The organism is Pseudomonas sp. W5-36 (assembly GCF_046540455.1).
Classification (GTDB): Bacteria; Pseudomonadota; Gammaproteobacteria; order Pseudomonadales; family Pseudomonadaceae; genus Aquipseudomonas; species Aquipseudomonas graminis_B.
In genome coordinates this window covers 510,776-535,493 of record NZ_JAXCIQ010000001.1, presented here as the reverse complement: position 1 = coordinate 535,493, position 24,718 = coordinate 510,776, and the positions used below count along the sequence as shown (strand labels likewise).

Sequence of the window (24,718 nt, the reverse complement as noted above, 5' to 3'; positions counted from 1 at the left end):
AGCCGTTCGCGGCGTCGGGCTCACCAGGTTGGCGTCGACCTGTGGTCGCGCGGCAACCCCTAAAAGAACAGGCAAAGGCGCCTGGAACCGAGAGGTTCCGGGCGCCTTTTTTTTTGCTTTCGAAAAACCTGATTGGCCTTGGCCGGGACTCGATATGAACACCACAGTCGCCCCACTCAACGACGTCCAAACCCTCATCGTCATCGGCAACGGCATGGTGGGTCACCACTGCGTCGAGCAACTGATCGCCGCCGGCGCCCTTGAGCGCTATCGCATTCATGTGTTCGGTGAGGAAGGCCAGCGCGCCTACGACCGCGTGCATCTGTCCGAATACTTTGGTGGTCGCGACGCCGAGTCACTGGCGATGAGCGCTGCTTCTTTATATGAGCAGACCGGGCTTGCGCTGCACCTGGGTGTGCCGGTGCTGGAAATCGACCGGGCGCGGCGCGAAGTGATCACCGCCAAGGGCAGCTTCGGGTACGACAAGCTGGTGCTGGCGACGGGTTCCTATCCTTTCGTGCCGCCCATCGAAGGCGCTGAAGGCCATTCTCGGCTGGTCTACCGCACCCTGGACGACCTCGACACCATCCGCGCCGCCGCCAGCCAGGCAAAACGCGGCGTGGTGGTCGGCGGCGGGCTGTTGGGACTGGAAGCGGCCAACGCGCTGAAGTCCCTGGGCCTGGAAGCCCACGTGGTGGAATTCGCGCCGCGCCTGATGCCAGTGCAGCTGGACGATCACGGCGGCGCCGCCCTGAAGGCGCGCATCGAAGCGCTGGGCGTGGGCGTGCACCTGTCTCGCGCGACGCAATCCATCAGCGCGGGTGAGGAATACCGCTACCGGATGAATTTCGCCGGCGATGAATTCCTCGAAACCGATCTGATCGTCTTCTCTGCTGGCATACGCCCCCAGGACGCCCTCGCCCGCCAGTGTGAACTGGCGCTGGGCCCGCGCGGCGGCATCGCCATCGACGAACATTGCCGCACCAGCGACGCCGACATTTTTGCCATCGGTGAGTGCGCCGCCTGGAACGGCAGCGTTTTCGGCCTCGTCGCGCCGGGTTATCAAATGGCGCGCAACGTCGCCGCGCAATTGTGCGACCTGACCGCCGAGCCATTCTTCGGCGCCGACATGTCGACCAAACTCAAACTGCTGGGCGTCGACGTTGGCTCCATCGGCGATGCCCACGGCGCGTTGACGGGCGCGCGCAGCTACCGGTTTATCGACGAGGCCACCGGCAGTTATCGCCGCCTGGTGGTGTCCGCCGATGGCAAAAAGGTGCTCGGCGCCGTGCTGGTGGGTGACAACAGCTATTACGACACCTTGCTGCAATACGTGCAGAACGGCATCAAGCTGCCGGCCGATCCGTCTAGCCTGATCCTCCCCCACAGCGACGGCGCGCCGACGCTTGGCGCCGATGCCCTGCCCGCCACGACAACCATTTGCTCGTGCCACAACGTCAGCAAGGCCTCGATCTGCTCGGCCATCGACGGCGGCTGCACGGACCTCGCCGGGCTCAAGGCCTGCACAAAGGCCGCCACCGGTTGCGGCGGTTGTGCAGCGCTGCTGAAGAGCGTGTTCGAGCACGAGCTGATCGCCCGCGGCGTCACCGTCGATAAAAGCCTGTGCGAGCACTTCCCCTTCACGCGTCAGGAGCTGTACGCCTTCGCCCGCGTGGAAAACATTGAAAGCTTCGACGAGATGCTTGCTCGCCACGGTAAAGGCCATCTGGGTTGCGACATCTGCAAGCCCACTGTCGGTTCGATCCTCGCCTCGTGCTGGAATCGGCCGATCATGGAACCGTCGCTGGTGCCGTTGCAGGACACCAACGACACGTTCATGGCCAACATGCAGAAGAACGGCACGTATTCGGTGGTGCCGCGCATCCCGGCGGGCGAAATCACTGCCGACGGCTTGATCGCCATTGGCGCGGTCGCGAAGAAATACGACCTGTACACCAAGATCACTGGTGGCCAGCGCATCGACCTGTTCGGTGCGCAGTTGCACGAGCTGCCGGACATCTGGGCCGAGCTGATCGCCGCCGGGTTCGAGACCGGCCATGCCTACGGCAAATCCACACGGACGGTGAAGTCCTGCGTCGGCAGCACCTGGTGCCGTTACGGCGTTCAGGACAGCGTGCAGATGGCGCTCAACATCGAGGACCGCTACAAGGGCCTGCGTTCACCCCACAAGCTGAAGTTCGCGGTGTCCGGTTGCACCCGTGAATGCGCCGAAGCCCAGAGCAAGGACATCGGCGTGATCGCCACGGAGAACGGCTGGAATCTCTACGTGTGCGGCAACGGCGGCATGCGCCCGCGCCACGCCGAGCTGTTCGCCACCGATCTGGACGACGAGACGCTGATTCGCTACATCGACCGCGTGCTGATGTTTTACATCCGCACCGCTGACAAGTTGCAGAGAACGTCGGTCTGGCGCGAGTCCATTGAAGGCGGGCTGGATTTTCTGAAGGCCGTGGTGATCGATGACAGCCTGGGGCTGGCCGCTGAACTGGAGGCGCAGATGCAGTTGGTGGTCGACCGTTATGAATGCGAGTGGGCGAATGCGCTGAAGAGCCCGGAGAAACTCAAGCGTTTCCGCACGTTCGTCAATGACAAGGGCGCTGACCCGGACATTCATTTCGTCAAGGAGCGCAGCCAGCGTCGTCCCGCTCGCGCTGAAGAGTTGAATCTGATTGCTGCTGTGGAGGTTTCACGATGAGCCAGGCCAATGCGGCTGTGAGGGAGATGCCAAAAGCTCAGGTGTGGCGCGCGGTGTGTGCGCGCGAGGATCTGGTGCTGAATTCCGGGGTGGTGGCGCTGGTGGGCAATGCGCAGGTGGCGCTGTTTTTTGTGGCCTCGATTGGCGGCGCGCCCCAGTTGTTTGCGGTGGACAATCGCGATCCGGTGACGGGGGTGAATGTGATGGGTCGGGGGTTGGTCGGCAGTTTGGGCGGGGACCTTGTGATCGCTTCGCCTCTATATAAGCAGCATTACCGGCTGGTGGATGGCACGTGCCTTGAAGACGCAGCGCTGCGGCTGCGGACCTGGCCGGTTCGGCTGGTGGGGGATGTTGTGGAGGTGGGTCTAGGGGACTAGTGGGTCTAGGGGACTGATTTATTTACAGCGCTTCACCGTAAATTAATCTGTCCCCGAGTGCGCGGTGCGGCTGAGAGAAGGTCAAGAGCGTCTGCCTAACGGCAGACATTTCGCCTTCGGCGAGTTACTTGGAAAAGCACCCCAAGTAACCAAGGGTGCCTGCTCCTGGTTGGGCCCCTCGTGCCTCGGGGTTCCCTCACTCCGGTCTCGCTCCGTGGGCCCGCGCCGAACGGACATCCATGTCCTGACGGCGCTCTCGCGGCATCCATGCCGCTCGGCCCACTGCGCGAGACCTGCGTTCAGCCTGCACCCAAGTCGCGATTGGCGGTGTTTGGGCCTTCTGTGTACGAAGATCAAAAGCAGATCAAAAGCTTCCCGGCTGAAGCCGGTCCTACGGGACTACGCAGTGCTTTTCGTGGGACCGGCTTCAGCCGGGAAGAGGCCGGTGTGAGCATCATCAGGCTTGCGGGCTATGAATAGTTGAACTGGATGCACGCGCTGCTTTTCGTAGGACCGGCTTTAGCCGGGAAGAGGCCAGTGTGGACACTGGTCACCTCAGATCAGCCGCGCCCACCAAATCGCAGGCACAAAAAAAGCGACCCTAAGGTCGCTCTCTTTGTCGTTACGAGGAGTTCAAGGGCCTCGTAACTCAATATGGCGCAGCGGACGGGACTCGAACCCGCGACCCCCGGCGTGACAGGCCGGTATTCTAACCGACTGAACTACCGCTGCGCGTAACACTTGAAACGAATGGTGGGTGATGACGGGATCGAACCGCCGACATTCTGCTTGTAAGGCAGACGCTCTCCCAGCTGAGCTAATCACCCTTCGCTTCGGTGTGGCGCGCATTCTACGGAGCGATCAAAAAGCTGGCAAGCACTTTTTGAAATAAATTTTATAATCCTTCCAAAGGCTTACATCAGGGTTGGCCGCAGGGTCGCAGCAGCGAATAATGCCCCCCTTTGTATAAAGGAGAGATGTACCCCATGTGGTTCAAAAACCTGCTTGTCTATCGCCTGACCCAGGACCTGCCATTTGACGCCGAGGCGCTGGAAACCGCGTTGGCGACCAAGCCTGCACGTGCCTGTGCCAGCCAGGAGTTGACCACTTACGGTTTCATCGCCCCGTTCGGCAAGGGCGAAGACGCGCCACTGGTGCACGTCAGCGGTGATTTCATGCTGATCTCGGCGCGCAAGGAAGAACGCATCCTGCCCGGCAGCGTGGTCAACGATGCATTGAAAGAGAAAGTCGAAGAAATCGAGACCGAGCAGATGCGCAAGGTCTATAAGAAGGAACGCGATCAGCTCAAGGATGAAATCATCCAGGCCTTTCTGCCCCGCGCCTTTATCCGTCGCTCGGCCACGTTCGCCGCCATCGCCCCCAAGCAGGGCGTGATTCTGGTCAACGCTTCCAGCCCGAAGCGCGCCGAAGACCTGCTGTCGACCCTGCGTGAAGTGGTCGGCTCGCTGCCCGTCCGCCCCGTGACCGTCAAAACAGCGCCAACCGCCGTCATGACCGAGTGGGTCAAGACTGGCGAGACCGCCGAGCACTTCTTCGTGCTGGACGAATGCGAACTGCGCGACACCCACGAAGACGGCGGCGTTGTGAAGTGCAAGCGTCAGGACCTGACCAGCGACGAAATCCAACTGCACCTGAGCACCGGCAAGGTCGTCACTCAGCTGTCGCTGGCGTGGCAGGACAAGCTGTCGTTCGTGCTGGATGACAAGCTCGGTATCAAACGCCTGAAGTTCGAAGACCTGCTGCAGGATGAAGCCGAGCAGAACGGCGGCGACGATGCGCTGGGTCAGCAGGACGCCAGCTTCACCTTGATGATGCTGACGTTCGGTGAGTTCCTGCCGCAATTGATGGAAGCACTGGGCGGCGAAGAGATTCCCCAGGGGATCTGATTTCGCCCACTGACGCAGGGGCCGGCTTGCTGGCTCCTTAGCGTCTGCATCCCCTTCATACCCATAAGAAAGGAGCAGGCCATGCGCGCCCTGGCTGCGTTGAGTCGTTTTGTCGGTAATACCTTCGCGTACTGGGTGCTGCTGTTTGCTGTGCTGGCGTTCCTGTTCCCGTCCTGGTTCATTGGCCTCAAGTCGTACATCGTGCCGTTGTTGGGGCTGGTGATGTTCGGCATGGGCCTGACCCTCAAGCTCGATGATTTTTCTGAAGTCGTGCGCCACCCCTGGCGCGTGGCTCTGGGGGTGGTCGCGCATTTCGTGATCATGCCCGGCGTTGCCTGGCTGCTTTGCCAGCTGTTTCACCTGCCACCGGAAATCGCCGTAGGCGTGATTCTGGTCGGCTGCTGCCCGAGCGGCACATCGTCCAACGTCATGACCTGGCTGGCGAAAGGTGACCTGGCGCTGTCGGTGGCCATCGCCGCCGTCACCACCCTCCTCGCCCCGCTGCTGACCCCGGCGCTGATCTGGCTGCTGGCCTCGGCGTGGCTCCCGGTGTCCTTCATGGAGATGTTCTGGTCGATCCTGCAATTGGTGATGCTGCCGATCGTGCTGGGCGTCATCGCTCAACGCCTGCTGGGCGCCAAGGTGAGCTTTGCCGTCGACGTGCTGCCGCTGGTGTCGGTGGTGAGTATCGTGATGATCGTCTGCGCGGTGGTGGCAGCGAGTCAGGCGAAGATTGCCGAATCGGGACTGCTGATCATGGCCGTGGTGATCCTGCACAACAGCTTCGGCTTTTTGCTGGGCTACTTCACCGGCAAGCTGTTCAAGCTGCCGCTGGCCCAGCGCAAATCGCTGTCCCTGGAAGTCGGCATGCAGAACTCAGGCCTCGGCGCCGCACTGGCCGCCGCGCACTTTTCGCCACTGGCGGCGGTGCCAAGCGCGCTGTTCAGCGTCTGGCACAACATTTCCGGTGCGTTGCTTTCTACGTACTTCCGCAAGATGACCCCGGATGCGGTGGTTGCGGAAGAGAAGCCAATTGCAGGTTGATCGGAATGGCTCCAGTGGGAGATCCCCGATCACCTACTCATCGTCCGATAAACGCGATACATGTGGGAGCGAGCTTGCTCGCGAAGACAGTATTCCTGCCGCCGAAGGTTTAGCGGCTGTACCGGCCTCTTCGTGAGCAAGCTCACTCCCACGGTTCCTCTGTCACAGGTCAGATAGCAGTCTCCCGCAGACTATTCAGCAGTCTGAAATCTTGGATTCTGACTGACGCATCGCCCCTCTTCCTAACGCACCGCACCCCGCAACTGCGCCACCCGCTCGCGCACCAGCGCCGGTTGCGACTCTTCCCCCGTCAATGCCGGCCCGGCCACCAACGTCACGCGCGACCACAGCCGGCGGAATACGCCCTTGTTCGGATCGCGGCTGAAGAAGCTGCCCCACAACCCCTGCAAAGCCATTGGAATCACCGGCACGTCGGTCTCCTGCAAGACCCGGGTCATACCGCTTTTGAAGGTGTCGATCTCGCCGTCGGTGGTCAGCTTGCCTTCCGGGAAGATGCACACCAGCTCGCCTTCCTTGAGGTAATGGGCGATGCGTTCGAACGCTGTGTCGAACACCGCCTTGTCCTCCTTGATGCCGGCAATCGGGATCGCGCCCGCCGTGCGGAACACGAAATTCAGCACCGGCAGATTGAAGATCTTGTAGTACATGACGAAGCGGATCGGCCGGCGCACTGAGCCGGCAATCAACAGCGCGTCGACGAACGAGACATGGTTGCAGACCAGCAACGCCGCGCGTTCATCAGGGATCAAATCGAGGTCGCGATGCTCAACGCGGTACATGGAATGGCTGAGCAGCCAGATCATGAAGCGCATGGTGAACTCGGGCACGATTTTGAAGATGTAGGCGTTGACCGCGATGTTCATCAGCGACACGACGAGGAACAGCTGCGGAATCGACAGTTTCGCCACGCTCAGCAGGATGATCGAAACGATCGCCGAGACCACCATGAACAGCGCGTTGAGGATGTTGTTGGACGCGATGACCCGCGAGCGTTCCTTCTCCGGCGTCCGTGACTGGATCAGCGCGTACAGCGGCACGATGTAAAACCCGCCGAAGACGCCGATGCCGAGGATGTCCAGCAACACCCACCACGCCTGTCCGTAACCCAGAATCGCCAGCCAGTTGTTGGCCTGCACGTTCTGTGGGAAATCACCGGAATGCCACCACAACAGCAGGCCGAACACGGTGAGGCCCATGGAGCCGAACGGCACCAGACCGATCTCCACCTTGCGCCCGGACAGTCGCTCGCAGAGCATGGAACCGGCGGCGATGCCGATGGAGAATACGGTCAGAATCAGGGTGACGACGGTTTCATCGCCGTACAGAAACTCCTTGGCGTAGGCCGGGATCTGCGTCAGATAAATCGCCCCGACGAACCAGAACCACGAGTTGCCGACGATGGAACGCGACACCGCTTTGGTCTGGCCCAGGCCGAGTTTCAGGGTGGCCCAGGATTCGCTGAAGATGTTCCAGTTCAGGCGCATGTCCGGCGAAGCGGCGGCTGCCGGCGGAATGCCCCGGCTGGCGAGATAACCCAGGCAGGCCACCGAGACCATCGCTGCCGCCACGATGGGCGCGTAATGGGTCGCCGACATCATGACCCCGGCGCCGATGGTGCCGGCCAGGATCGCCAGAAACGTGCCCATTTCCACCAGGCCGTTGCCGCCCACCAGTTCGTTTTCATGCAGGTGCTGCGGCAGAATCGAGTACTTCACCGGCCCGAACAGCGCCGAGTGGGTGCCCATGGCGAACAGCGCGGCCAGCATCAGCGACAGGTGATTGAAGAGAAAACCGGTGGCCCCCACCACCATGATCACGATCTCCAGGACCTTGATCATGCGGATCAGTTTGTCCTTGGGGTATTTCTCGCCAAACTGCCCGGCCAGCGCCGAGAACAAGAAGAACGGCAGGATGAACAGCAAGGCGCAGAGGTTGACGTAGATGGAGCGGTCGCCGTCGATGCTCAGCTTGTAGAGAATGGCGAGGATCAGCGACTGCTTGAAGATGTTGTCGTTGAACGCCCCGAGGGACTGGGTCACGAAAAACGGCAGAAAGCGCCGCTTACCCAACAAACTGAACTGCGACTGACTCATCTTCCCTGGTCCTGAGTGGCGCCGGTGCCGGCTTACGGATGGGAACGCCGAACGGCGGTTCCGGGCCACATTGAAGACGACACCGGCGGCAAAGTCGAGCATGCGCTCCAACGGATAGCCCGTTAGAGCGCGCGAGCGTTATTTACCGTGAGGCAGCGATGCACGGCGAAACGAACAGCTTGCCGTTATAGGCGCCGCTCAGGGTGCGCTTCATGATCATCAGCCACAGGGCTGCCAATGCAGCGACGAGCACGCTGCCGAGGGCTGAAAAGAATCCCAGATGAAGTACAGCGCCCAGTTTGAGGGTGGTCAGTGCGAACACACCCAGCGGAAAGGTAAACCCCCACCAGCCCAGGTTGAACGGGATGCCGTTGCGCAGATAACGGGCGGTGATCAGCAGCGCCATCAGGCACCACCACACGCCGACACCCCATAAAATCACGCCGCCAATCAGGCCAAGGCCCGAGGCGATTTCGCCGACGCCGGGCAAGCCGTTGGCCTCGAAGATCAGCGGCGAATCGGCGCCCAGCACGATCAAACCGAATGCACCGGTGCTGATCGGCCCGAGGGCCAGCCAGCTCGACGCGGCCATGCTTTCGTGGGGCAATTTGTGCAGGGCCATGCGCAGCAACAGGATGGTCAGGATGCTGAACGCCACCGGCACCGACATCGCCCACAGCACGTAGCTGGTGATGAGCACGCTGAATTGGCTGTGACTGTCGGCCAGATGCGACGCCAGCAGCCCGCCGCTCACCGCCGCCACTTCGCAGGCGACAAGGGGCAGAAGCCAGACGGCGGTCATCTGATCGATGCGGTGTTCCTGGCGGGTGAACATCAGAAACGGGATGAGCACGCCGCAGGCCAGAGACATCGCCACGTCCAGCCACCACAACAGCTCGGCGAACGGCAGCACGGCATCGCCCCAATGCGGCAGGCCGAAGGTGAGCAACCCGTTAATAAGGGTCGCCAGGCCCATGGGAATCGTGCCGAAAAACATCGACACCGTGGAATGCCCGAACACCCGCCGCGCCTCGTCGAAAAACATCACCCAGCGGGCGATATAGAGCGCACTGAAGGTCAGGAACAGGACGACGTTCAGCATCCACAAGGCTTCCGCCAGCTGGAACAGGCCGGGGATGGTCACCGGAAGCTGCACCAGCACCGCCGAGAGAATGCCGGTGCCCATTGTCGCGGCGAACCAGTTGGGGGTGAATTGGCGGATGACTTCCCGAGGGTGACTCAGTTGGCTGAAGGGTCTTTGCGGGATGAACATGGCGTGGGTCATGGCGGGCTCCTGTCCTCGTGTGAGGTGGCACCCATAGTAGGACGGCAGCTGATATCGAATAAGCGGGTAATTTAGCTATACCTCATAGATTTCCCAGATATGCGTTGACCATGGATTCGCTGCGCCCCTGCGACACCGCGCCGCTCAGACCTTGGTCGTAACAGACGAACCCTACGCGGCGTGCGAGACTGTCCGGCCGGCGAAGGATCGCCACCGAAACCGCTAGCCGCTTGCCTCCGGAGTTCCCATGTCGCTGTCCAGCGGGCTGATCGCTGCCGTCGCCCTGGCCTATATGGCCATCATGTTCGCCATCGCCTTTTACGGTGACCGTCGCAGCACCCCGCTGCCGCCGCGCCTGCGCGCCTGGGTGTACAGCCTGTCGCTGGCGGTTTACTGCACCAGCTGGACGTTTTTCGGCTCGGTCGGCCAAGCGGCCGAGCAACTCTGGTCGTTTTTGCCGATCTACCTCGGTCCGATTCTGCTGTTGCTGCTGGCGCCCTGGGTGCTGCAGAAAATGGTGCTGATCAGCAAGCAGGAAAACATCACGTCCATCGCCGACTTCATCGCCGCCCGCTACGGCAAGTCGCAAACCCTCGCCGTCGTCGTCGCGCTGATCTGCCTGATCGGCGTGTTGCCCTACATCGCGCTGCAGCTCAAAGGCATCGTGCTGGGGGTGAACATTCTGATCGGTGCCGGCGCCGACGCCACCGGCACTCGCGCCCAGGACACCGCGCTGATCGTGTCGCTGGTACTGGCGCTCTTCACCATCGTCTTCGGCACGCGCAATCTCGACGCCACCGAGCACCACCGCGGCATGGTCCTGGCGATCGCCTTCGAGTCGCTGGTCAAGCTGTTCGCGTTTATGGCCGTCGGCGCGTTCGTGACGTTTGGCCTGTACGACGGTGTGGATGACCTGATCAACCAGGCCATGCTCGCGCCGCGCCTGGAGGAATACTGGAAAGAAACGGTCAACTGGCCATCGATGGTGGTGCAGACCGGCGTCGCCATGATGGCGATCATCTGCCTGCCCCGGCAGTTTCACGTCACCGTGGTGGAGAACATCGAGCCCGAAGATTTGCGCCTGGCCAAATGGGTGTTCCCTGCCTACCTGCTGCTCGCAGCCGTTTTCGTGGTGCCGATTGCGCTCGCCGGGCAGATGCTGCTGCCCGCCTCGGTGCTGCCGGACTCATTCGTGATCAGCGTGCCGCTGGCCCATGCACACCCGGCGCTGGCGATGCTGGCGTTCATTGGCGGCGCATCGGCCGCCACGGGGATGGTCATCGTCGCCAGCGTCGCGCTGTCGACCATGGTCTCCAACGACATGCTGCTGCCGTGGCTGCTGCGGCGCAAAACCGCCGAGCGTCCGTTCGAGGCGTTCCGCTACTGGATGCTCTCGGTGCGCCGGGTCAGCATTGTGGTCATCCTGCTGCTCGCCTACGTCAGCTATCGACTGCTGGGATCGACTGCGAGCCTGGCGACCATCGGCCAGATCGCCTTCGCCGCCATCACGCAATTGATGCCGGCGATGATCGGCGCGCTGTACTGGAAGCCGGCCAATCGACGCGGTGTGTTCGCCGGGCTCGCTGCCGGGGTGTTCATCTGGTTTTACACGCTGGTGCTGCCGATCATCGCCCACAGCATGGGGTGGTCGCTGAGCAGCTTTCCGCTGTTGGCATGGCTGCACAGCAACCCGTTCAATCTGCCGATCAGTCCGCTGACCCAGGGCGTGGCCCTGTCGATGATCGGCAACTTCGCGTTGTTTGTGTGGGTCTCGCTGCTGTCGCGAACCCGCGTGTCGGAACACTGGCAGGCGGGCCGTTTTATCGGTCAGGAATTGCAGGCGCGGCCCAACAACCGCTCGCTGCTGGCGGTGCAGATCGAAGACTTGCTCAAGCTCTCGGCGCGTTTTGTCGGCGAAGAGCGCGCGCAGCAGAGCTTCATCCGCTTCGCCTACCGCCAGGGCAAAGGCTTCAACCCCAACCAGAACGCCAACGGCGACTGGATCGCCCACACCGAACGCTTGCTGGCGGGGGTGCTGGGCACGTCATCGACGCGGGCGGTGGTGAAGGCGGCGATTGAAGGCCGCGACATGCAACTCGAAGACGTGGTGCGCATCGCCGACGAAGCCTCCGAAGTGCTGCAGTTCAACCGCGCCCTGCTGCAAGGCGCCATCGAAAACATCACCCAGGGCATCAGCGTGGTGGATCAATCCCTGCGACTGGTGGCCTGGAACGCGCGCTATCTGGAGCTGTTCAATTACCCGGAAGGCCTGATCAGCGTGGGACGTCCCATCGCCGACATCATCCGCTACAACGCCGAGCGCGGTTTGCTCGGGCCTGGTGAAGCGGAGGTGCACGTCGCCCGGCGGCTGCACTGGATGCGCCAGGGCCGCGCGCATACGTCCGAGCGGTTGTTTCCCAATGGTCAAGTGATCGAGCTGATCGGCAACCCGATGCCCGGCGGCGGCTTCGTGATGAGCTTCACTGACATCACCGCCTTCCGCGAGGCCGAGCAGGCGCTCAAGGGCGCCAACGAAAGCCTTGAGCAGCGCGTGGCCGAACGGACGCGGGAGCTGTCGCAGTTGAACACGGCGTTGACCGAAGCCAAGGCCCATGCGGAAGCGGCCAATCAGTCGAAAACGCGCTTTCTCGCCGCCGTCAGCCATGACTTGATGCAGCCCATGAATGCCGCGCGTTTGTTCTCCGCGGCCCTGCTGCACAACGATGACAATGTGCCGGCGGAAGCGAAACAGCTGATCCATCATCTGGACAGCTCGCTGCGTTCGGCCGAAGACCTGATCAGCGACCTGCTGGATATTTCGCGTCTGGAGAACGGCAAGTTCACGCCGACCATCACGCCGTTTGCGCTGAATAATCTGTTTGAAACCCTCGGTGCCGAATTCAAGGCCCTCGCTCAGGAGCAGGGCCTGGACTTCCGCGTGCGCGGCAGCACATTGCGTGTGGCCAGCGACGCCAAACTGCTGCGGCGGGTGCTGCAGAACTTCCTGACTAATGCGTTTCGTTACGCCAAGGGGCCGATTCTGCTGGGGGTGCGGCGCCGTAACGGGCAACTGAGCCTGGAAGTGTGGGACCGGGGGCCGGGTATTCCCGAGGACAAGCGGCAGGTGATTTTCGAGGAGTTCAAGCGGCTTGACAGCCACCAGACGCGCGCCGAGAAGGGCCTGGGTTTGGGACTGGCGATTGCCGACGGCTTGTGCCGCGTGCTCGGTCACTCGCTGGAAGTGCGTTCGTGGCCGGGTCAGGGCAGCCTGTTCAGCGTTACGGTGCCGCTGGCGCCTGCGTTGCCGACGCCGGCCGCTGCGCCGACCGAACCTGTGCGCGCCGCGCTGAACGGCACCCAGATTCTGTGCGTCGACAACGAAGACAGCATCCTGATCGGCATGAACAGCCTGCTGAGCCGCTGGGGGTGTCAGGTCTGGACGGCGCGCAATCGCGAGGAATGCCAGGCGCTGCTCAGCGACGGCGTTCGCCCGCACCTGGCCTTGGTGGATTACCACCTGGACCACGGCGAGATCGGCACCGAACTGATGGCGTGGCTGCGTACGCAATTGGGCGAGCCGGTCCCCGGCGTCGTCATCAGCGCCGACGGCCGCCCGGAGCTGATCGCCCAGGTACACGCCGCCGGCCTGGAATACCTCGCCAAACCGGTGAAACCCGCAGCGCTGCGGGCATTGTTGAGTCGGCATGTGCGGCTGGGTTGAGGAGTGGCTGAGCGCGCATTGATGCGCGGATCCGTGTATCGCCGTGCGCACATTCCGCGCCAGACGACGATTCATGTAGGAGCGTGGCTTGTCCAGCGATCGGCTGCGCAGCAGTCGTAAACCTGACGCCCCGGCAATGCCTGACACACCTCATGCATCGGTTCGCTGCCGCTGCGCGCCAGATCGCGGGACAAGCCACGCTCCTACAGTTTTTGCAGTGCCCGATGAATTCAGCGCAGACCCCAAACCGTTCATGGCCGTGCGCAGATTCCGCGCCAGACCACGATCAATGTAGGAGCGCGCTTGCCCGCGATCGGCTGCGCAGCAGTCGTAAAACCAAACACCTCGGTAATGCCTGATACACCTCATGCATCGGTTCGCTGCCGCTACGCGCCAGATCGCGAGCAAGCTCACTCCTACAGTTTTCATCTGCAGTGCCCGAAGAATTCGCGGCGGGGGTGGACGGTTCTACTCAACCTTCCTGAACACAAACACCAACCCCACCACAATCAGCACCATCCCCAGCAAACTCACCAGCGCGAGGCGGTTGCCGTAGATCAGGTAATCCATGATCGCGGTGACGCCGGGCACCAGGTAAAACAGGCTGGTGACGTTGACCAGATTGCCCTGGGCGATCAATCGGTAGAGCAGGAACGTCGCGAGCACCGACACCACCAGCCCCATGTAGAGCACCGGCACGTAGAAGCCGATGCTGTGCTCGAAATGAAAGGGCTGAAACGGCACGAACACCGCACATACCACCGTCCCCGCAAGGTATTGCACGGGCAGCGTGCCGAGGGGGTTGTCGGTGATGCGTTTCTGCATGATCGAACCTCCGGTCATGCTCAACATGCCGAGCACGCCGAACGCCATGCCGGCGAGCGATCCGCCGTCGCCGATACCTTTCCAGACCACCAGCACCAGACCCGCCAGCCCCAGACCAAGGCCAAACATGCGGGACGTCGAACGGCTGCGCTCGACCAGCACGGCCGTGAGAATCGGTTGCACGCCCATGATCGTGGCCATGACGCCGGGCGCGACTTTCAGGTCCAGCGCCAGCAGGTAGCAGATCTGATAAGCCCCCAGCAGCACAGCGCCCGTCAGCAACGCGAAGCCCATCGAGGCTCGTGTGGCGGGAAGCTTGTAACCCAACGCGGGGATCAGAATCGCCAACGCCACAAGCGCCAGCAGGAAACGGAACAGCAGAAATGCAAACGGTGAAGCGTGGGTCAGGCCCCACTTGGAAACAATCGCGCCGCTGCTCCAGAGCAGGACGAAAAGCGTCGTCGTGGCCATCGAGGCCAGGGCTTTATGAGCAAACATGAGTCACCTGTGATTCAGACAGAATCGGACCCGGCACGTACCGGATTCACGGAAGTTTTGCGGGCGTTTGCAGGCCTGGACCGACAGCGTTTAGGCGGTCGATCAGCCGAGCACAACGACCCCTGGCGGTGCAACAGCGCACACGACAGGACTGTTCACAGGTGGGGGTGGCGGGTAACGCGTGATGAAGACGAGTTGCAGGCAGCCGCGCGGCTCCGCAACAGCGCGAGCCGTGGCGGATAAAACAAACCGGGTGCTGGATGCAGGCATCGTGCTTATCTTCTGAAAGGGAAGGACTGGATGACGCCAAGTGGGGCGGCAACGAAGCCGACTATAACCAGCGACCGGTGCCTTGTGCAATGTCATAAGTCGACGTCGTTGACAGCTCCAACGCGGAACTGCCAGGACAGCAAAAAGCGCCGCCGCGCAGGGTGCGACGGCGCTCGACAAAACCGTTTGTTCAGCCGAACAGCCAGTAGCCCAGCAGCGTCAGTACGACCACCGCCAGCACCGGACGAAGGATGCGATACGCCTTGGGGTTGGCGCGTTTGAACTGCTTGACCTTGCCGCTGAAGCTGTTGCTGAAGCGTTTGCTGAAGGCATATGCCTGATTGATCCCGCCAACGCGTTCGTCATCGGTGTTCTGCGGCGCAGTGGCACGGCCCAGAAACGCGCTGACGCGGCGGTTGACAGCGGTCATGAAGCGATTGCTCAGCGGTCGCTCGATGTCGCAGAACAGAATCACGCGGGTGACGTCGGTTTCGTTCTTGACCCAGTGCACGTAGGTTTCGTCGAACATCACGTCATCACCATCGCGCCAGGCATACACCTGACCATCGACAAAGATGCGGCAATCGTCAGAGTTCGGCGTCGACAGGCCCAGGTGATAACGCAGGGAGCCAGCGAACGGATCGCGGTGCGGGTTCAGGTGGCTACCGCCGGGCAACAGGGCGAACATTGCGCCTTTGACGTTGGGAATACGGCTGACCAACTCAACCGTCTTCGGGCACAGCGCCTCGGCGGACGGCAGCGGTTTGTCGTACCACTTCAGGTAAAAACGCTTCCAGCCTTTCTTGAAAAACGAACCGAAACCCGCGTCGTTGTCCTTGGCGGCGGCACGGATATAGCCTTCGTCGAACAGGTGCATGGCTTCGTCGCGGATGGTTTCCCAGTTGTCGCGCAGCACGTCCAGCTCAGGAAACTTGCTGCGGTCCAGGTACGGCTTTGAGGGCACGCTGGAGAACAAATACATCAAGGCGTTATACGGGGCGAACAGTGCGGAGTGATTCACGAACTGGCGCAATACCGGCAAACGCGCCTTGCCGCGCAAATGCACGTACAGCGTGCTGCCGACAAACAGCAGCAGAATCGCCGCTTTGACAGCAAAAGAAAGGGTCATGAAACTCTCCTTGAAACAGGGCCGAACGGCCCGAAGCTTACGCCGCTGAAACCGCCGCCGGATGATCTGGGACAATCTTCCGGCGGGTTTCGAATGGCGGCCATCATAAGCTTTAGTCCGCCGGGTAAAAAGCCGAAGCCGCGGCGCACACGATTATTGCGTCAGCTCGCGTTCAGTAAACAGGTCGCTGAAGAGCATGCTCGACAAGTAACGCTCACCGGAATCCGGCAGCACGACCACGATCGTCTTGCCCTGCATTTCCGGTTTCTCGGCCATTCGCACCGCTGCATGCATGGCCGCGCCGCAGGAGATACCGCAGAGAATCCCCTCCTCCTGCATCAGCCGCAGGGCCATGGCCTTGGCTTCTTCATCGCTGACCAGCTCGACGCGGTCGACAATCGAGAGGTCGAGGTTCTTCGGGATGAAACCCGCGCCAATGCCCTGAATCTTGTGGGGGCTGGGTTTGATCTCTTCACCGGCCATCGCCTGGGTGATGATCGGCGAGCCCATGGGTTCGACGGCCACCGAGATAATCGGCTTGCCCATGGCGTTTTTGATGTAGCGCGAGACGCCGGTGATCGTGCCGCCCGTGCCGACACCTGCGACCAGCACGTCGATGGCGCCGTCGGTGTCGTTCCAGATTTCCGGTCCGGTGGTCTTCTCGTGAATGGCCGGGTTGGCCGGGTTCTCGAACTGCGCCGGCATGAAGTATGTGGCAGGGTCACTGGCGAGCAACTCTTCGGCCTTGGCGATGGAGCCTTTCATGCCCAGCGCCGGCTCGGTCAGCACCAGTTCGGCGCCCAGGGCCTTGAGCACCTTGCGCCGCTCTATACTCATCGAGGCCGGCATGGTCAGGGTCAGCTTGTAGCCACGGGCTGCGGAGACGAACGCAAGGCCAATGCCGGTATTGCCGGAGGTGGGTTCGACGATGGTCATGCCGGGCTTGAGTTTACCGCTGCTTTCGGCGTCCCAGATCATGTTCGCGCCGATCCGGCACTTCACGGAATACCCCGGATTACGCCCCTCGATCTTGGCCAGAATGGTGACCCCGCGCGGCGCGATGCGGTTGATCTGCACCAGTGGCGTGTTGCCGATGGAATGGGCGTTATCTGCGTAAATACGGCTCATGACCGGGTCCTTGTGCAGGTTTGGAAAAGCTCAAAGCCTATGCCTTGAGCCGGTGCAACGTCCAGTCGAAGCGAACCGATCACATCGCCAGCAGTCAACAAAGCTACGTTACTGGAGGGTGGAGACATGAAACGTCGTTACAGCTGGCCGTTATGGACAATTGTTGGCTTGGTGGTGTTGCTGATCGCAGTCCACATCGCGCTGCCCTACGTGGTGCGCAATTACCTCAACGAAAAACTCGCCGACATGGGCGACTACCGCGGTCAGGTCACCGACGTGGACCTGGCCCTGTGGCGCGGGGCGTACCGCATCAACGGCCTGAAAATCGTCAAGGTCGATGGCAAGGTGCCCGTGCCTCTGCTGGATGCGCCGGTCATCGACCTCGCCGTCAGCTGGCACTCGCTCTGGTACGACCATGCGGTGGTCGCCGAGGTCGCGTTTGTCAGCCCTGAACTCAACTTCGTCGACGGTGGCCCGGACAAGCGCCAGTCCCAGACCGGTGCCGGCACTGACTGGCGTGCTCAGTTGAACAAGCTGCTGCCGATCACCCTCAACGAGCTGCGCATTCAGGACGGCAAGATCACGTTCAGCAACTTCAATTCGACGCCGAAAGTGAAAATCGATGCCGACAACATCAACGCCAGCATCTACAACCTGACCAACGTCGAAGACAAAGCCGGCAAGCGCGATGCCCGCTTCGAGGGCAAGGCCATGCTGCTGGGCCATGCGCCACTGGAAAGCACAGCGACCTTCGACCCGTTCAGCCTGGAAGATTTCGACTTCAAGCTGCGCGCGACCGGTATCCAGCTCAAACGCCTGAACGACTTCGCGTCGGCGTATGGCAAATTCGACTTCAACGCGGGCGACGGCGATGTGGTCATCGAAGCCCAGGCCACCAATGGCCAGCTCAGTGGCTACATCAAGCCCCTTCTGCGTAATGTCGATGTATTTGACTGGCAGCAGGACGTCGAGAACCAGAACAAAGGCTTCTTCCGCTCGATCTGGGAAGCCGTGGTCGGCGGCAGCGAAACGGTGCTGAAGAACCAAGTGAAGAACCAGTTCGCCACCCGCGTCGAACTCAGCGGCAGTGTCCACAAACAGGACATCAGTGCGTTCGAAGCGTTTTTACAGATCCTGCGCAATGCCTTCGTGAAGGCGTTCAATACCCGCTACGACAGTGGCAAGAGCGAGGCGAAATAAACGCAGCGTTTTGACTGGCGCATCCCTGTAGGAGTGAGCTTGCTCGCGAAGCGTTTAGTCAGCGATGACCTTGATCGCTGACACGCCTCCCCCTCGAGTCAGCTCACTCGCCACTTTCGGCTGCCCCCTTGTCAACGCGGTTCTCTTTGGCAACTCCATAGGCCGCACGCTTCTCCGCCAGCAACACACCGTTCTCCGCCTGATTCTGCAATGCATCCCACCCCAGACACGCCAGCGCCAACGTGCGCGGTGCGGCCTCGCTGCCGTTGGTGTAGCGGGTGATGCTTCGCGTGCTGACCCCCAGTGCCTCGGCCGCCAGGGCCAGCGGCAACCCGGTGCGCGCGCGCCAGCCGATGAAGATCCGTGTGTTCTCGTCGGTGGCGGCCTGCGCCTTGGCGTCCAGGTAAAGAGTGTCGGCGCCGATCTGGATGTCGGGCCCGGCCCACTCAACGGTCCAGCCGTCGTCGCCGATCTGCGCCTGCTTGAACACGCTCGGATCCTTGAGCGGTTGCAGCCCCCGGATTGCCGCGATGTCGCCGCTCAGGTCGAGGACGTACGTCACGTCGTTGATGAATGTCAGCGCCAATTTTTGATGAGCCAGCGCCTCGACGGCTTTGAGGCGTGGGCGTTTCATGGATGCCATCGTTTCCATTCCTCCAGTAATTCTGTTTGGTGGGCCCTTACCCATTCGAGCGCCTCCCTGAGTACGGCGGCCGGGGCGTGGCCGAGCATGGGTTCAACCAACTGCAGACAGATCAACACATCCAGCCCGCCACCGGTGAGGTGCACGTGAGGCGGCAGGTGATCCTTTTCCCGCAGTTGAATTCTGTATTTGTCCCTGAATCTGTGTTTGGTCGACATGGCCTGCAAGGTATAGCTATTTTGGCGATACCTCAATGACGGTTACAATTTTCTGCCCGGTCAGACCGTGACGCCCCATTCAGATACTGAATAAACCGTCTGCGTTCACAGTCGCGCGGGGCGCGCGGTATAGTCGCTGCATTCTTTGCGCCCTATCTTGCGCGATTCAGGCCACGGGTCTGTCCGCCTTGTTCGAGGATTTTCCCGATGAAATTCGAAGGCACCCACGCCTACGTCGCCACCGACGATCTGAAGCTTGCGGTCAACGCAGCCATCACCCTGGAGCGCCCGCTGCTGGTCAAGGGCGAGCCCGGGACCGGCAAGACCATGCTCGCCGAGCAACTGGCCCAATCCTTCGGCGCCCGGCTGATCACTTGGCACATCAAGTCGACCACCAAGGCCCATCAGGGCCTGTACGAGTACGACGCGGTCAGCCGCCTGCGCGACTCGCAGCTGGGCGTCGACAAAGTCCACGACGTGCGCAATTACCTGAAGAAGGGCAAGCTCTGGGAAGCCTTTGAATCCGAAGAGCGGGTCATTCTGTTGATCGACGAGATTGACAAGGCGGACATCGAGTTCCCCAACGACTTGCTGCAAGAACTCGACAAAATGGAGTTCTACGTTTATGAGATCGACGAGACGATCAAGGCTAAAAAGCGCCCGATCATCATCATTACGTCCAACAACGAAAAAGAACTGCCGGACGCCTTCCTGCGCCGCTGCTTCTTCCACTACATCGCGTTCCCCGACCGCAGCACCCTGCAGAAGATCGTCGACGTGCATTACCCGGACATCAAGAAGGACCTGGTCAGCGAAGCCCTGGACGTGTTCTTCGACGTGCGCAAAGTCCCGGGCCTGAAGAAAAAACCTTCGACATCCGAGCTGGTGGACTGGCTCAAACTGCTGATGGCCGACAACATCGGCGAAGCTGTGCTGCGCGAGCGCGACCCCACCAAAGCCATCCCGCCGCTGGCCGGTGCCCTGGTCAAGAACGAGCAGGACGTGCATTTGCTTGAACGCCTGGCGTTCATGAGCCGTCGCGGCAATCGCTGAGCCTTTTCTGGTCAAGCTTATTTAGATCAAGGGCGGGACGCCGACTATGTTGCTCAACCTGTTCAACGAAATGCGTGCGGCCAAAGTGCCGGTTTCGTTGCGTGAACTGCTCGACCTCATCAACGCGTTGAAGCAGCGTGTGACGTTCGCTGACATGGACGAGTTCTACTACCTGTCGCGCACGATTCTGGTGAAGGACGAGCGCCATTTCGACAAGTTCGACCGGGCGTTTGGCGCGTATTTCAATGGCCTGGAAAAGCTCGACGATCACTTGCAGGCGCTGATCCCCGAGGACTGGCTGCGCAAGGAGTTCGAGCGTTCGCTGACCGCTGAAGAGCGCGCGCAGATCCAGTCGCTGGGTGGCTTGGACAAGCTGATCGAAGAATTCAAGAAGCGTCTGGAAGAGCAAAAGGAGCGCCACGCCGGCGGCAATAAATGGATCGGCACCGGCGGCACCAGCCCGTTCGGCTCAGGCGGTTACAATCCCGAGGGGATTCGGGTGGGCGACGCCGGCCAGCGTCAGGGCAAGGCCGCGAAGGTTTGGGATCAACGCGAGTACAAGAATCTCGACGACGGGGTTGAACTGGGCACGCGCAACATCAAAGTGGCGCTGCGGCGCCTGCGCAAATTCGCACGCCAGGGTGCGGCAGACGAACTGGACATCGACGGCACCATCGATCACACCGCCCGTGACGCCGGCCTGCTGAACATCCAGATGCGCCCGGAACGCCGCAACACCATCAAGCTGTTGCTGCTGTTCGACATCGGCGGCTCCATGGACGCCCACGTGAAGATCTGCGAGGAACTGTTCTCGGCCTGCAAGACCGAGTTCAAGCACATGGAGTATTTCTACTTCCATAACTTCGTTTACGAGTCAGTGTGGAAGAACAACCAGCGCCGCACCTCTGAGCGCACGGCCACCCAGGACCTGCTGCATAAATACGGCGCCGAATACAAAGTGATCTTCATCGGCGACGCCGCCATGGCGCCCTACGAAATCACCCAGCCGGGCGGCAGCGTCGAGCACTGGAACGAGGAAGCGGGTTACGTCTGGATGCAGCGGTTCATGGGCAAGTTCAAGAAGATCATCTGGATCAATCCGTACCCCAAAGATGCCTGGGCCTACACCACCTCCACCAACATCGTGCGGGACTTGATCGAAGACCAGATGTACCCGCTGACGTTGCGGGGGTTGGAAGAAGGGATGCGGTATCTGGCGAAGTGATGCCGAGCCCGTAGGAGCGTGGCTTGTCCCGCGATCGGCGACGCAGTCGTCGTAAAACCGGATTGTGGCGTACATCAGGCGGAACGCATCTTCCAATTGCTGCCGGTTCCCGGCAGATCGCGGGACAAGCCACGCTCCTACAGCGGACGGCGGACGAGATACTGGAATCCCACCTGCTCCCGATGCGCCACGTCCTGCACCACTGCCCTCATCCGCACCACACTCCCCGGAAGTTTCTGCGCCAGCCGCGCCAGTGACAGCGGCGTCAATGCGCCGAGCCTCGGGTAGCCACCGATGGTCTGGCGGTCGTTGAGCAGGACGATCGGCTGACCATCCGGCGGGACCTGGATGGCGCCCAGCGGAATGCCTTCGGAGATCATCGGTTTGCCTTGGTAAACCAGCTCCGGCCCCAGCAGGCGCATGCCCATGCGGTCGGCGCGGCTGTCGAGGGTCCAGTCGCTGTTAAACGCATCGAACAGACTCAGCCCGCTGAACTGGCCGATTTGCGCGCCCAGCACCACGTCCAACGGACGCTGATCGGAAAGGTCGGGGATGAGGTGATCAGGCAGCGCGTGAAGCTCAAATGACGCCCCCGCATAAGTCAGTTGATCGCCTTGAGCCAGCGCTTTGCCATTTCCTTCGAGCCCACCCAACCCTTCGCGCGTGACGGTAGCGCAGCTGCCGAGCACATCGACCGCCGCAAATCCGCCGGGCGCGGCGAGATACGCGCGGGCACCGGTGATGGGCCGGATAAAACGCAGTTGCTGGCCTTTGCGAATGAAGAAACTGCGCCACGGCGCAATCGGGCGATCGTTGAGCATGGCACCCAGATCTGCACCGGCCAGCGCCAGGCAGCAGTCGGACTCGGCCAGCAGCGTCAGACCGCCCAGCGTCACTTCGATAACGGCAGCATCCAGCGCGTTGTTCAGAAGTTTGTTGGCCCACGACATCGACACCCAGTCCAGCGCCCCACCCTGGGTGACGCCGAGGTGTCGCACGCCAAACCGGCCCGCGTCCTGCAACAGGCACAGCGGCGTGCTGCTTTTCACCGTCAACGCGCTCATGCCAGGCCCTCCAGCGGCGTGTCGTCGCCGCCCAGACGCATGAACTCGGCGTGATCAATGGCGGCAAAACGTACGGTGTCGCCGGGCTGCATCAGGCTGCAGCCGTCGATTTCGCGATCAAACAGTTTGGCAGGTGTGCGCCCGAGGATGTTCCAGCCGCCGGGCGACTCCAGCGGGTAGGCCGCGGTTTGCCGTTCGGCGATGCCGACACTTCCCGCGGCAACGCGCTTGCGGGGTGTCTTGATGCGCGGTGCGGCGAGGCCTTCTTCCACCAGCCCCATGAACGCAAACCCCGGAGCGAAGCCCAGGGCGAAGACCTGATACTCGCGCTGGCTGTGGCGGCGAATCACATCTTCCACCGACAGCCCGCTGCGCCTGGACAACAGGCTCAACTCGGGCCCGACGCTGAGGTCGTACCAGACCGGCAACACATGCTGTCGACCGCTTTGGGCGGCGTCGGGTGTGAGGTCTTTCAGCGCATCGGTAATGATCGCCCGAGCCTGTGTCGGACTCAACGCCAACAGATCGTAATGCACCATCAGCGTGGTGTAGGACGGCACCAGATCAATCAATTGCGCAGCGAAACCCTCGCGCAGACGCATCGTCGCGGCGAGCATCCACGGCATATTGGCCTCGTCGATGGCGTCGAATAGACGGACCATCAGGCAGTCGATGGCGACGACTTCGATGCGCAGGTTCACGGGGCCGACGGTCCGGCGTCAGTGCCGTTCAACGCCTGACGAATGCGCTGGACCGCGTCGATGGAACTGGCGTTGTCACCGTGCACGCACAAAGTGTGTGGTTGCAGCCGCAGCTCGCTGCCATCGCTGGCGATCAAGGCTTCGCCTCGTGACAAGGTCATGGCCTGAGCGATGATGACCTCGGCATCGTGATGCACCGCGCCGGGAAGGTTGCGCGAGACCAGACGCCCCACATTGTCGTAGGCCCTATCGGCAAAGGCCTCGAACCACAGCGTGATGCCGAATTCATCGGCGATGGCTTGCGCCGCCGAGTTGTCGCGCATGGCCAGCAGCATCAGCGGCAGTTCCGGGTTGTAGCGGGCGATGGCTTCGATGACGGCGCGCAGTTGCGTCGGGTTGGCCATCATGTCGTTGTAAATCGCGCCGTGGGGTTTGACGTAGCTGACGCGGCTGCCTTGAGCCCGGCAAACACCGTCGAGCGCTCCGATCTGGTAATGCAGCAGGTCTTGGATCTCCTGCGGCGAACAGGCCATCGAGCGGCGGCCGAAACCGACCAGATCCTGATAAGCCGGGTGCGCGCCGATGGTGACGTTGCTGGCCAGGGCCAGCGCGACGGTCTTGCGCATGACACTCGGGTCGCCGGCGTGGAAGCCGCAGGCGATGTTGGCGCAATCGATGTAGGGCATGACCTCGGCATCCAGACCCATGGTCCAGGCGCCGTAGCTTTCGCCGATATCACAATTCAATAACAGGCGGCTCAAAGGCGTGACTCCTGTGCGAACGAAACGGGGAGAAGCTCGAGTGTACGCGCGGGGTTGTCAGGTTGGCAGCGCGGGACACGGGGCTGTGCGTTGGGGCATTCTTCGGCGCGGATGGCCCAAGCGTCCAACTAATTAAAGCGCGGGGGGAGGATAAGAAAAAGTGAACGGTGCGGAGGATCTTCGCTGAATGGTATGGCCCCTTCCCGGCTGAAGCCGGTCCTACGAAGTACCCCACACTGTAGGACCGGCTTCAGCCGGGAAGGCGTCAGTAGCATCACTGCCCAATCAAGCGGGTGCCGGCAATGAGCATCAACGCCAGTCGCGCCCCACCGGTCGCACGTGATGCCGACCCACAAACACCCAGTCAATGAACACCACAGTGCTTTCGATGACCAGCGAAAACAGCAACGCGCACAGCAGGCCCCAGCCGATGACTTCCGGCGACAACAGCACCTGCCAGGTGTAGCCATTCCAGGTTTCGTCGCGGATGCCGGTGTCGGCGGCGGTCAGCACATGCCAGGCGCGGGAGTACCACGGGCCTTGCAGCGCCAGCCATTCACGGTCGAGGGTCTGATTGCGGGTGAGCAGGTTGCTGATGTTGTCAGCGTCGGTGCGGAACACCGGATCATCGCTGCTGCGGTAATGCTGGATCAGGGCCTGCACGTCGCCACTGAAGAACCGCTGGGCGGTTTCGGTATAACCGCGCAGGCTTTGTTGCGCTTCCAGCATGTGCGCTTCGACGCGCTTGCTGTAATCGCTGATGAAGCCTGGAATCTGCACGCCTATCAACAGGCCTGCCGTGAACAACACCAGTCGTATATAGCTGCGCAGCATAGATC

At 61.6% G+C, this 24,718-nt stretch carries 19 protein-coding genes and 2 tRNA genes; 8 read left to right on the top strand and 13 right to left on the bottom strand.

The annotated features are described in order from the left end of the window. The first annotated feature begins 154 nt into the window (after window positions 1-154). Together nirB and nirD are read left to right on the top strand one after the other, a co-directional pair. Window positions 155-2,716, top strand: a complete 2,562-nt coding sequence (nirB, locus tag SLW74_RS02570) for a nitrite reductase large subunit NirB (RefSeq protein ID WP_410928056.1) — start codon at window positions 155-157, stop codon at window positions 2,714-2,716. Continuing rightward, entirely contained in the window at window positions 2,713-3,093 is a 381-nt protein-coding gene (gene nirD / locus SLW74_RS02565) for a nitrite reductase small subunit NirD (protein WP_410928055.1), read from the top strand. The genes nirB and nirD overlap by 4 nt, the downstream gene beginning before the upstream one ends. 655 nt (window positions 3,094-3,748) lie before the next feature. Here the strand turns inward: nirD and SLW74_RS02560 are convergent. Next, a tRNA-Asp gene (locus tag SLW74_RS02560) sits at window positions 3,749-3,825 on the bottom strand. A 19-nt stretch (window positions 3,826-3,844) separates the two neighbouring features. After that, window positions 3,845-3,920, bottom strand: a tRNA-Val gene (locus SLW74_RS02555). 159 nt (window positions 3,921-4,079) lie between these two features. On the opposite strand from SLW74_RS02555, the gene rdgC reads away from it, so the two are divergent. Beyond that, complete coding sequence (gene rdgC, locus SLW74_RS02550) at window positions 4,080-5,000, top strand: recombination-associated protein RdgC (RefSeq protein ID WP_065986824.1); 921 nt, start codon at window positions 4,080-4,082, stop codon at window positions 4,998-5,000. An 81-nt stretch (window positions 5,001-5,081) separates the two neighbouring features. Continuing rightward, on the top strand, window positions 5,082-6,044 hold the full coding sequence (locus tag SLW74_RS02545; protein ID WP_410928054.1) for a bile acid:sodium symporter family protein: 963 nt from the start codon (window positions 5,082-5,084) through the stop codon (window positions 6,042-6,044). Window positions 6,045-6,286: 242 nt separating this feature from the next. Here SLW74_RS02545 and SLW74_RS02540 read toward each other — a convergent pair whose 3' ends face one another. Together SLW74_RS02540 and SLW74_RS02535 are read right to left on the bottom strand one after the other, a co-directional pair. After that, entirely contained in the window at window positions 6,287-8,158 is a 1,872-nt protein-coding gene (locus SLW74_RS02540; protein WP_410928053.1) for an MFS transporter, read from the bottom strand. 142 nt (window positions 8,159-8,300) lie between these two features. Then, window positions 8,301-9,443 carry a TDT family transporter gene (locus tag SLW74_RS02535; RefSeq protein WP_410928052.1) on the bottom strand — a complete coding sequence of 381 codons (1,143 nt, stop codon included), beginning with the start codon at window positions 9,441-9,443 and terminating at the stop codon, window positions 8,301-8,303. 247 nt (window positions 9,444-9,690) lie between these two features. On the opposite strand from SLW74_RS02535, the gene SLW74_RS02530 reads away from it, so the two are divergent. Beyond that, window positions 9,691-13,164 (top strand): NahK/ErcS family hybrid sensor histidine kinase/response regulator, encoded by a 3,474-nt coding sequence (locus SLW74_RS02530; RefSeq protein ID WP_410928051.1) that lies wholly within the window; start codon window positions 9,691-9,693, stop codon window positions 13,162-13,164. A gap of 468 nt (window positions 13,165-13,632) precedes the next feature. Here the strand turns inward: SLW74_RS02530 and SLW74_RS02525 are convergent, their stop codons facing one another. The 3 genes from SLW74_RS02525 to cysK all read right to left on the bottom strand — a co-directional run bounded on the left by SLW74_RS02525 (window position 13,633) and on the right by cysK (window position 17,014). After that, a complete protein-coding gene (locus SLW74_RS02525) occupies window positions 13,633-14,487 on the bottom strand; it encodes a DMT family transporter (protein ID WP_065986811.1) in 855 nt (284 codons plus the stop codon). Between the two features lie 460 nt (window positions 14,488-14,947). Further along, window positions 14,948-15,886: an aspartyl/asparaginyl beta-hydroxylase domain-containing protein gene (locus tag SLW74_RS02520; RefSeq protein WP_065986809.1), complete on the bottom strand. Its 939-nt coding sequence runs from the start codon at window positions 15,884-15,886 to the stop codon at window positions 14,948-14,950. A 153-nt stretch (window positions 15,887-16,039) separates the two neighbouring features. After that, the gene (cysK, locus tag SLW74_RS02515) at window positions 16,040-17,014 is read right to left on the bottom strand and encodes a cysteine synthase A (RefSeq protein WP_410928050.1); all 975 of its coding nucleotides are present in this window, start codon (window positions 17,012-17,014) and stop codon (window positions 16,040-16,042) included. Window positions 17,015-17,140: 126 nt separating this feature from the next. On the opposite strand from cysK, the gene SLW74_RS02510 reads away from it, so the two are divergent. Next, window positions 17,141-18,214 (top strand): DUF748 domain-containing protein, encoded by a 1,074-nt coding sequence (locus SLW74_RS02510; RefSeq protein ID WP_065986805.1) that lies wholly within the window; start codon window positions 17,141-17,143, stop codon window positions 18,212-18,214. 103 nt (window positions 18,215-18,317) lie between these two features. Here SLW74_RS02510 and SLW74_RS02505 read toward each other — a convergent pair whose 3' ends face one another. Then, the gene (locus SLW74_RS02505) at window positions 18,318-18,848 is read right to left on the bottom strand and encodes a DUF2442 domain-containing protein (RefSeq protein WP_410928049.1); all 531 of its coding nucleotides are present in this window, start codon (window positions 18,846-18,848) and stop codon (window positions 18,318-18,320) included. Further along, a complete protein-coding gene (locus SLW74_RS02500; protein ID WP_065986801.1) occupies window positions 18,845-19,075 on the bottom strand; it encodes a DUF4160 domain-containing protein in 231 nt (76 codons plus the stop codon). Before SLW74_RS02500 ends, SLW74_RS02505 begins: the two co-directional genes overlap by 4 nt. 207 nt (window positions 19,076-19,282) lie before the next feature. Here SLW74_RS02500 and SLW74_RS02495 point away from each other — a divergent pair, with 207 nt between their 5' ends. Both SLW74_RS02495 and SLW74_RS02490 read left to right on the top strand, forming a co-directional pair. After that, a complete protein-coding gene (locus SLW74_RS02495) occupies window positions 19,283-20,128 on the top strand; it encodes an AAA family ATPase (RefSeq protein ID WP_410928048.1) in 846 nt (281 codons plus the stop codon). A 46-nt stretch (window positions 20,129-20,174) separates the two neighbouring features. Continuing rightward, window positions 20,175-21,353 (top strand): vWA domain-containing protein, encoded by a 1,179-nt coding sequence (locus SLW74_RS02490; RefSeq protein WP_065986798.1) that lies wholly within the window; start codon window positions 20,175-20,177, stop codon window positions 21,351-21,353. Between the two features lie 137 nt (window positions 21,354-21,490). Here SLW74_RS02490 and SLW74_RS02485 read toward each other — a convergent pair whose 3' ends face one another. The 4 genes from SLW74_RS02485 to SLW74_RS02470 all read right to left on the bottom strand — a co-directional run bounded on the left by SLW74_RS02485 (window position 21,491) and on the right by SLW74_RS02470 (window position 24,713). Continuing rightward, complete coding sequence (locus SLW74_RS02485; protein WP_410928047.1) at window positions 21,491-22,417, bottom strand: biotin-dependent carboxyltransferase family protein; 927 nt, start codon at window positions 22,415-22,417, stop codon at window positions 21,491-21,493. Further along, a complete protein-coding gene (locus SLW74_RS02480) occupies window positions 22,414-23,118 on the bottom strand; it encodes a 5-oxoprolinase subunit B family protein (protein ID WP_065986794.1) in 705 nt (234 codons plus the stop codon). The genes SLW74_RS02485 and SLW74_RS02480 overlap by 4 nt, the downstream gene beginning before the upstream one ends. Continuing rightward, window positions 23,115-23,879 carry a 5-oxoprolinase subunit PxpA gene (locus SLW74_RS02475; protein ID WP_410928046.1) on the bottom strand — a complete coding sequence of 255 codons (765 nt, stop codon included), beginning with the start codon at window positions 23,877-23,879 and terminating at the stop codon, window positions 23,115-23,117. Before SLW74_RS02475 ends, SLW74_RS02480 begins: the two co-directional genes overlap by 4 nt. Before the next feature lie 309 nt (window positions 23,880-24,188). After that, window positions 24,189-24,713 (bottom strand): DUF2937 family protein, encoded by a 525-nt coding sequence (locus tag SLW74_RS02470; RefSeq protein WP_410928045.1) that lies wholly within the window; start codon window positions 24,711-24,713, stop codon window positions 24,189-24,191. Between the last annotated feature and the right edge of the window lie 5 nt (window positions 24,714-24,718).

Bases quoted from the DNA above. Each gene is read 5' to 3' on its own strand.
- SLW74_RS02470 (WP_410928045.1), bottom strand. From the start codon at position 24,713: ATGCTGCGCAGCTATATACGACTGGTGTTGTTCACGGCAGGCCTGTTG.
- SLW74_RS02530 (WP_410928051.1), top strand. From the start codon at position 9,691: ATGTCGCTGTCCAGCGGGCTGATCGCTGCCGTCGCCCTGGCCTATATG.
- SLW74_RS02490 (WP_065986798.1), top strand. From the start codon at position 20,175: ATGTTGCTCAACCTGTTCAACGAAATGCGTGCGGCCAAAGTGCCGGTT.
- SLW74_RS02495 (WP_410928048.1), top strand. From the start codon at position 19,283: ATGAAATTCGAAGGCACCCACGCCTACGTCGCCACCGACGATCTGAAG.
- SLW74_RS02545 (WP_410928054.1), top strand. From the start codon at position 5,082: ATGCGCGCCCTGGCTGCGTTGAGTCGTTTTGTCGGTAATACCTTCGCG.
- rdgC (WP_065986824.1), top strand. From the start codon at position 4,080: ATGTGGTTCAAAAACCTGCTTGTCTATCGCCTGACCCAGGACCTGCCA.
- SLW74_RS02535 (WP_410928052.1), bottom strand. From the start codon at position 9,443: ATGACCCACGCCATGTTCATCCCGCAAAGACCCTTCAGCCAACTGAGT.
- cysK (WP_410928050.1), bottom strand. From the start codon at position 17,014: ATGAGCCGTATTTACGCAGATAACGCCCATTCCATCGGCAACACGCCA.
- nirB (WP_410928056.1), top strand. From the start codon at position 155: ATGAACACCACAGTCGCCCCACTCAACGACGTCCAAACCCTCATCGTC.
- SLW74_RS02520 (WP_065986809.1), bottom strand. From the start codon at position 15,886: ATGACCCTTTCTTTTGCTGTCAAAGCGGCGATTCTGCTGCTGTTTGTC.
- SLW74_RS02510 (WP_065986805.1), top strand. From the start codon at position 17,141: ATGAAACGTCGTTACAGCTGGCCGTTATGGACAATTGTTGGCTTGGTG.
- nirD (WP_410928055.1), top strand. From the start codon at position 2,713: ATGAGCCAGGCCAATGCGGCTGTGAGGGAGATGCCAAAAGCTCAGGTG.
- SLW74_RS02505 (WP_410928049.1), bottom strand. From the start codon at position 18,848: ATGAAACGCCCACGCCTCAAAGCCGTCGAGGCGCTGGCTCATCAAAAA.
- SLW74_RS02540 (WP_410928053.1), bottom strand. From the start codon at position 8,158: ATGAGTCAGTCGCAGTTCAGTTTGTTGGGTAAGCGGCGCTTTCTGCCG.
- SLW74_RS02525 (WP_065986811.1), bottom strand. From the start codon at position 14,487: ATGTTTGCTCATAAAGCCCTGGCCTCGATGGCCACGACGACGCTTTTC.
- SLW74_RS02500 (WP_065986801.1), bottom strand. From the start codon at position 19,075: ATGTCGACCAAACACAGATTCAGGGACAAATACAGAATTCAACTGCGG.
- SLW74_RS02485 (WP_410928047.1), bottom strand. From the start codon at position 22,417: ATGAGCGCGTTGACGGTGAAAAGCAGCACGCCGCTGTGCCTGTTGCAG.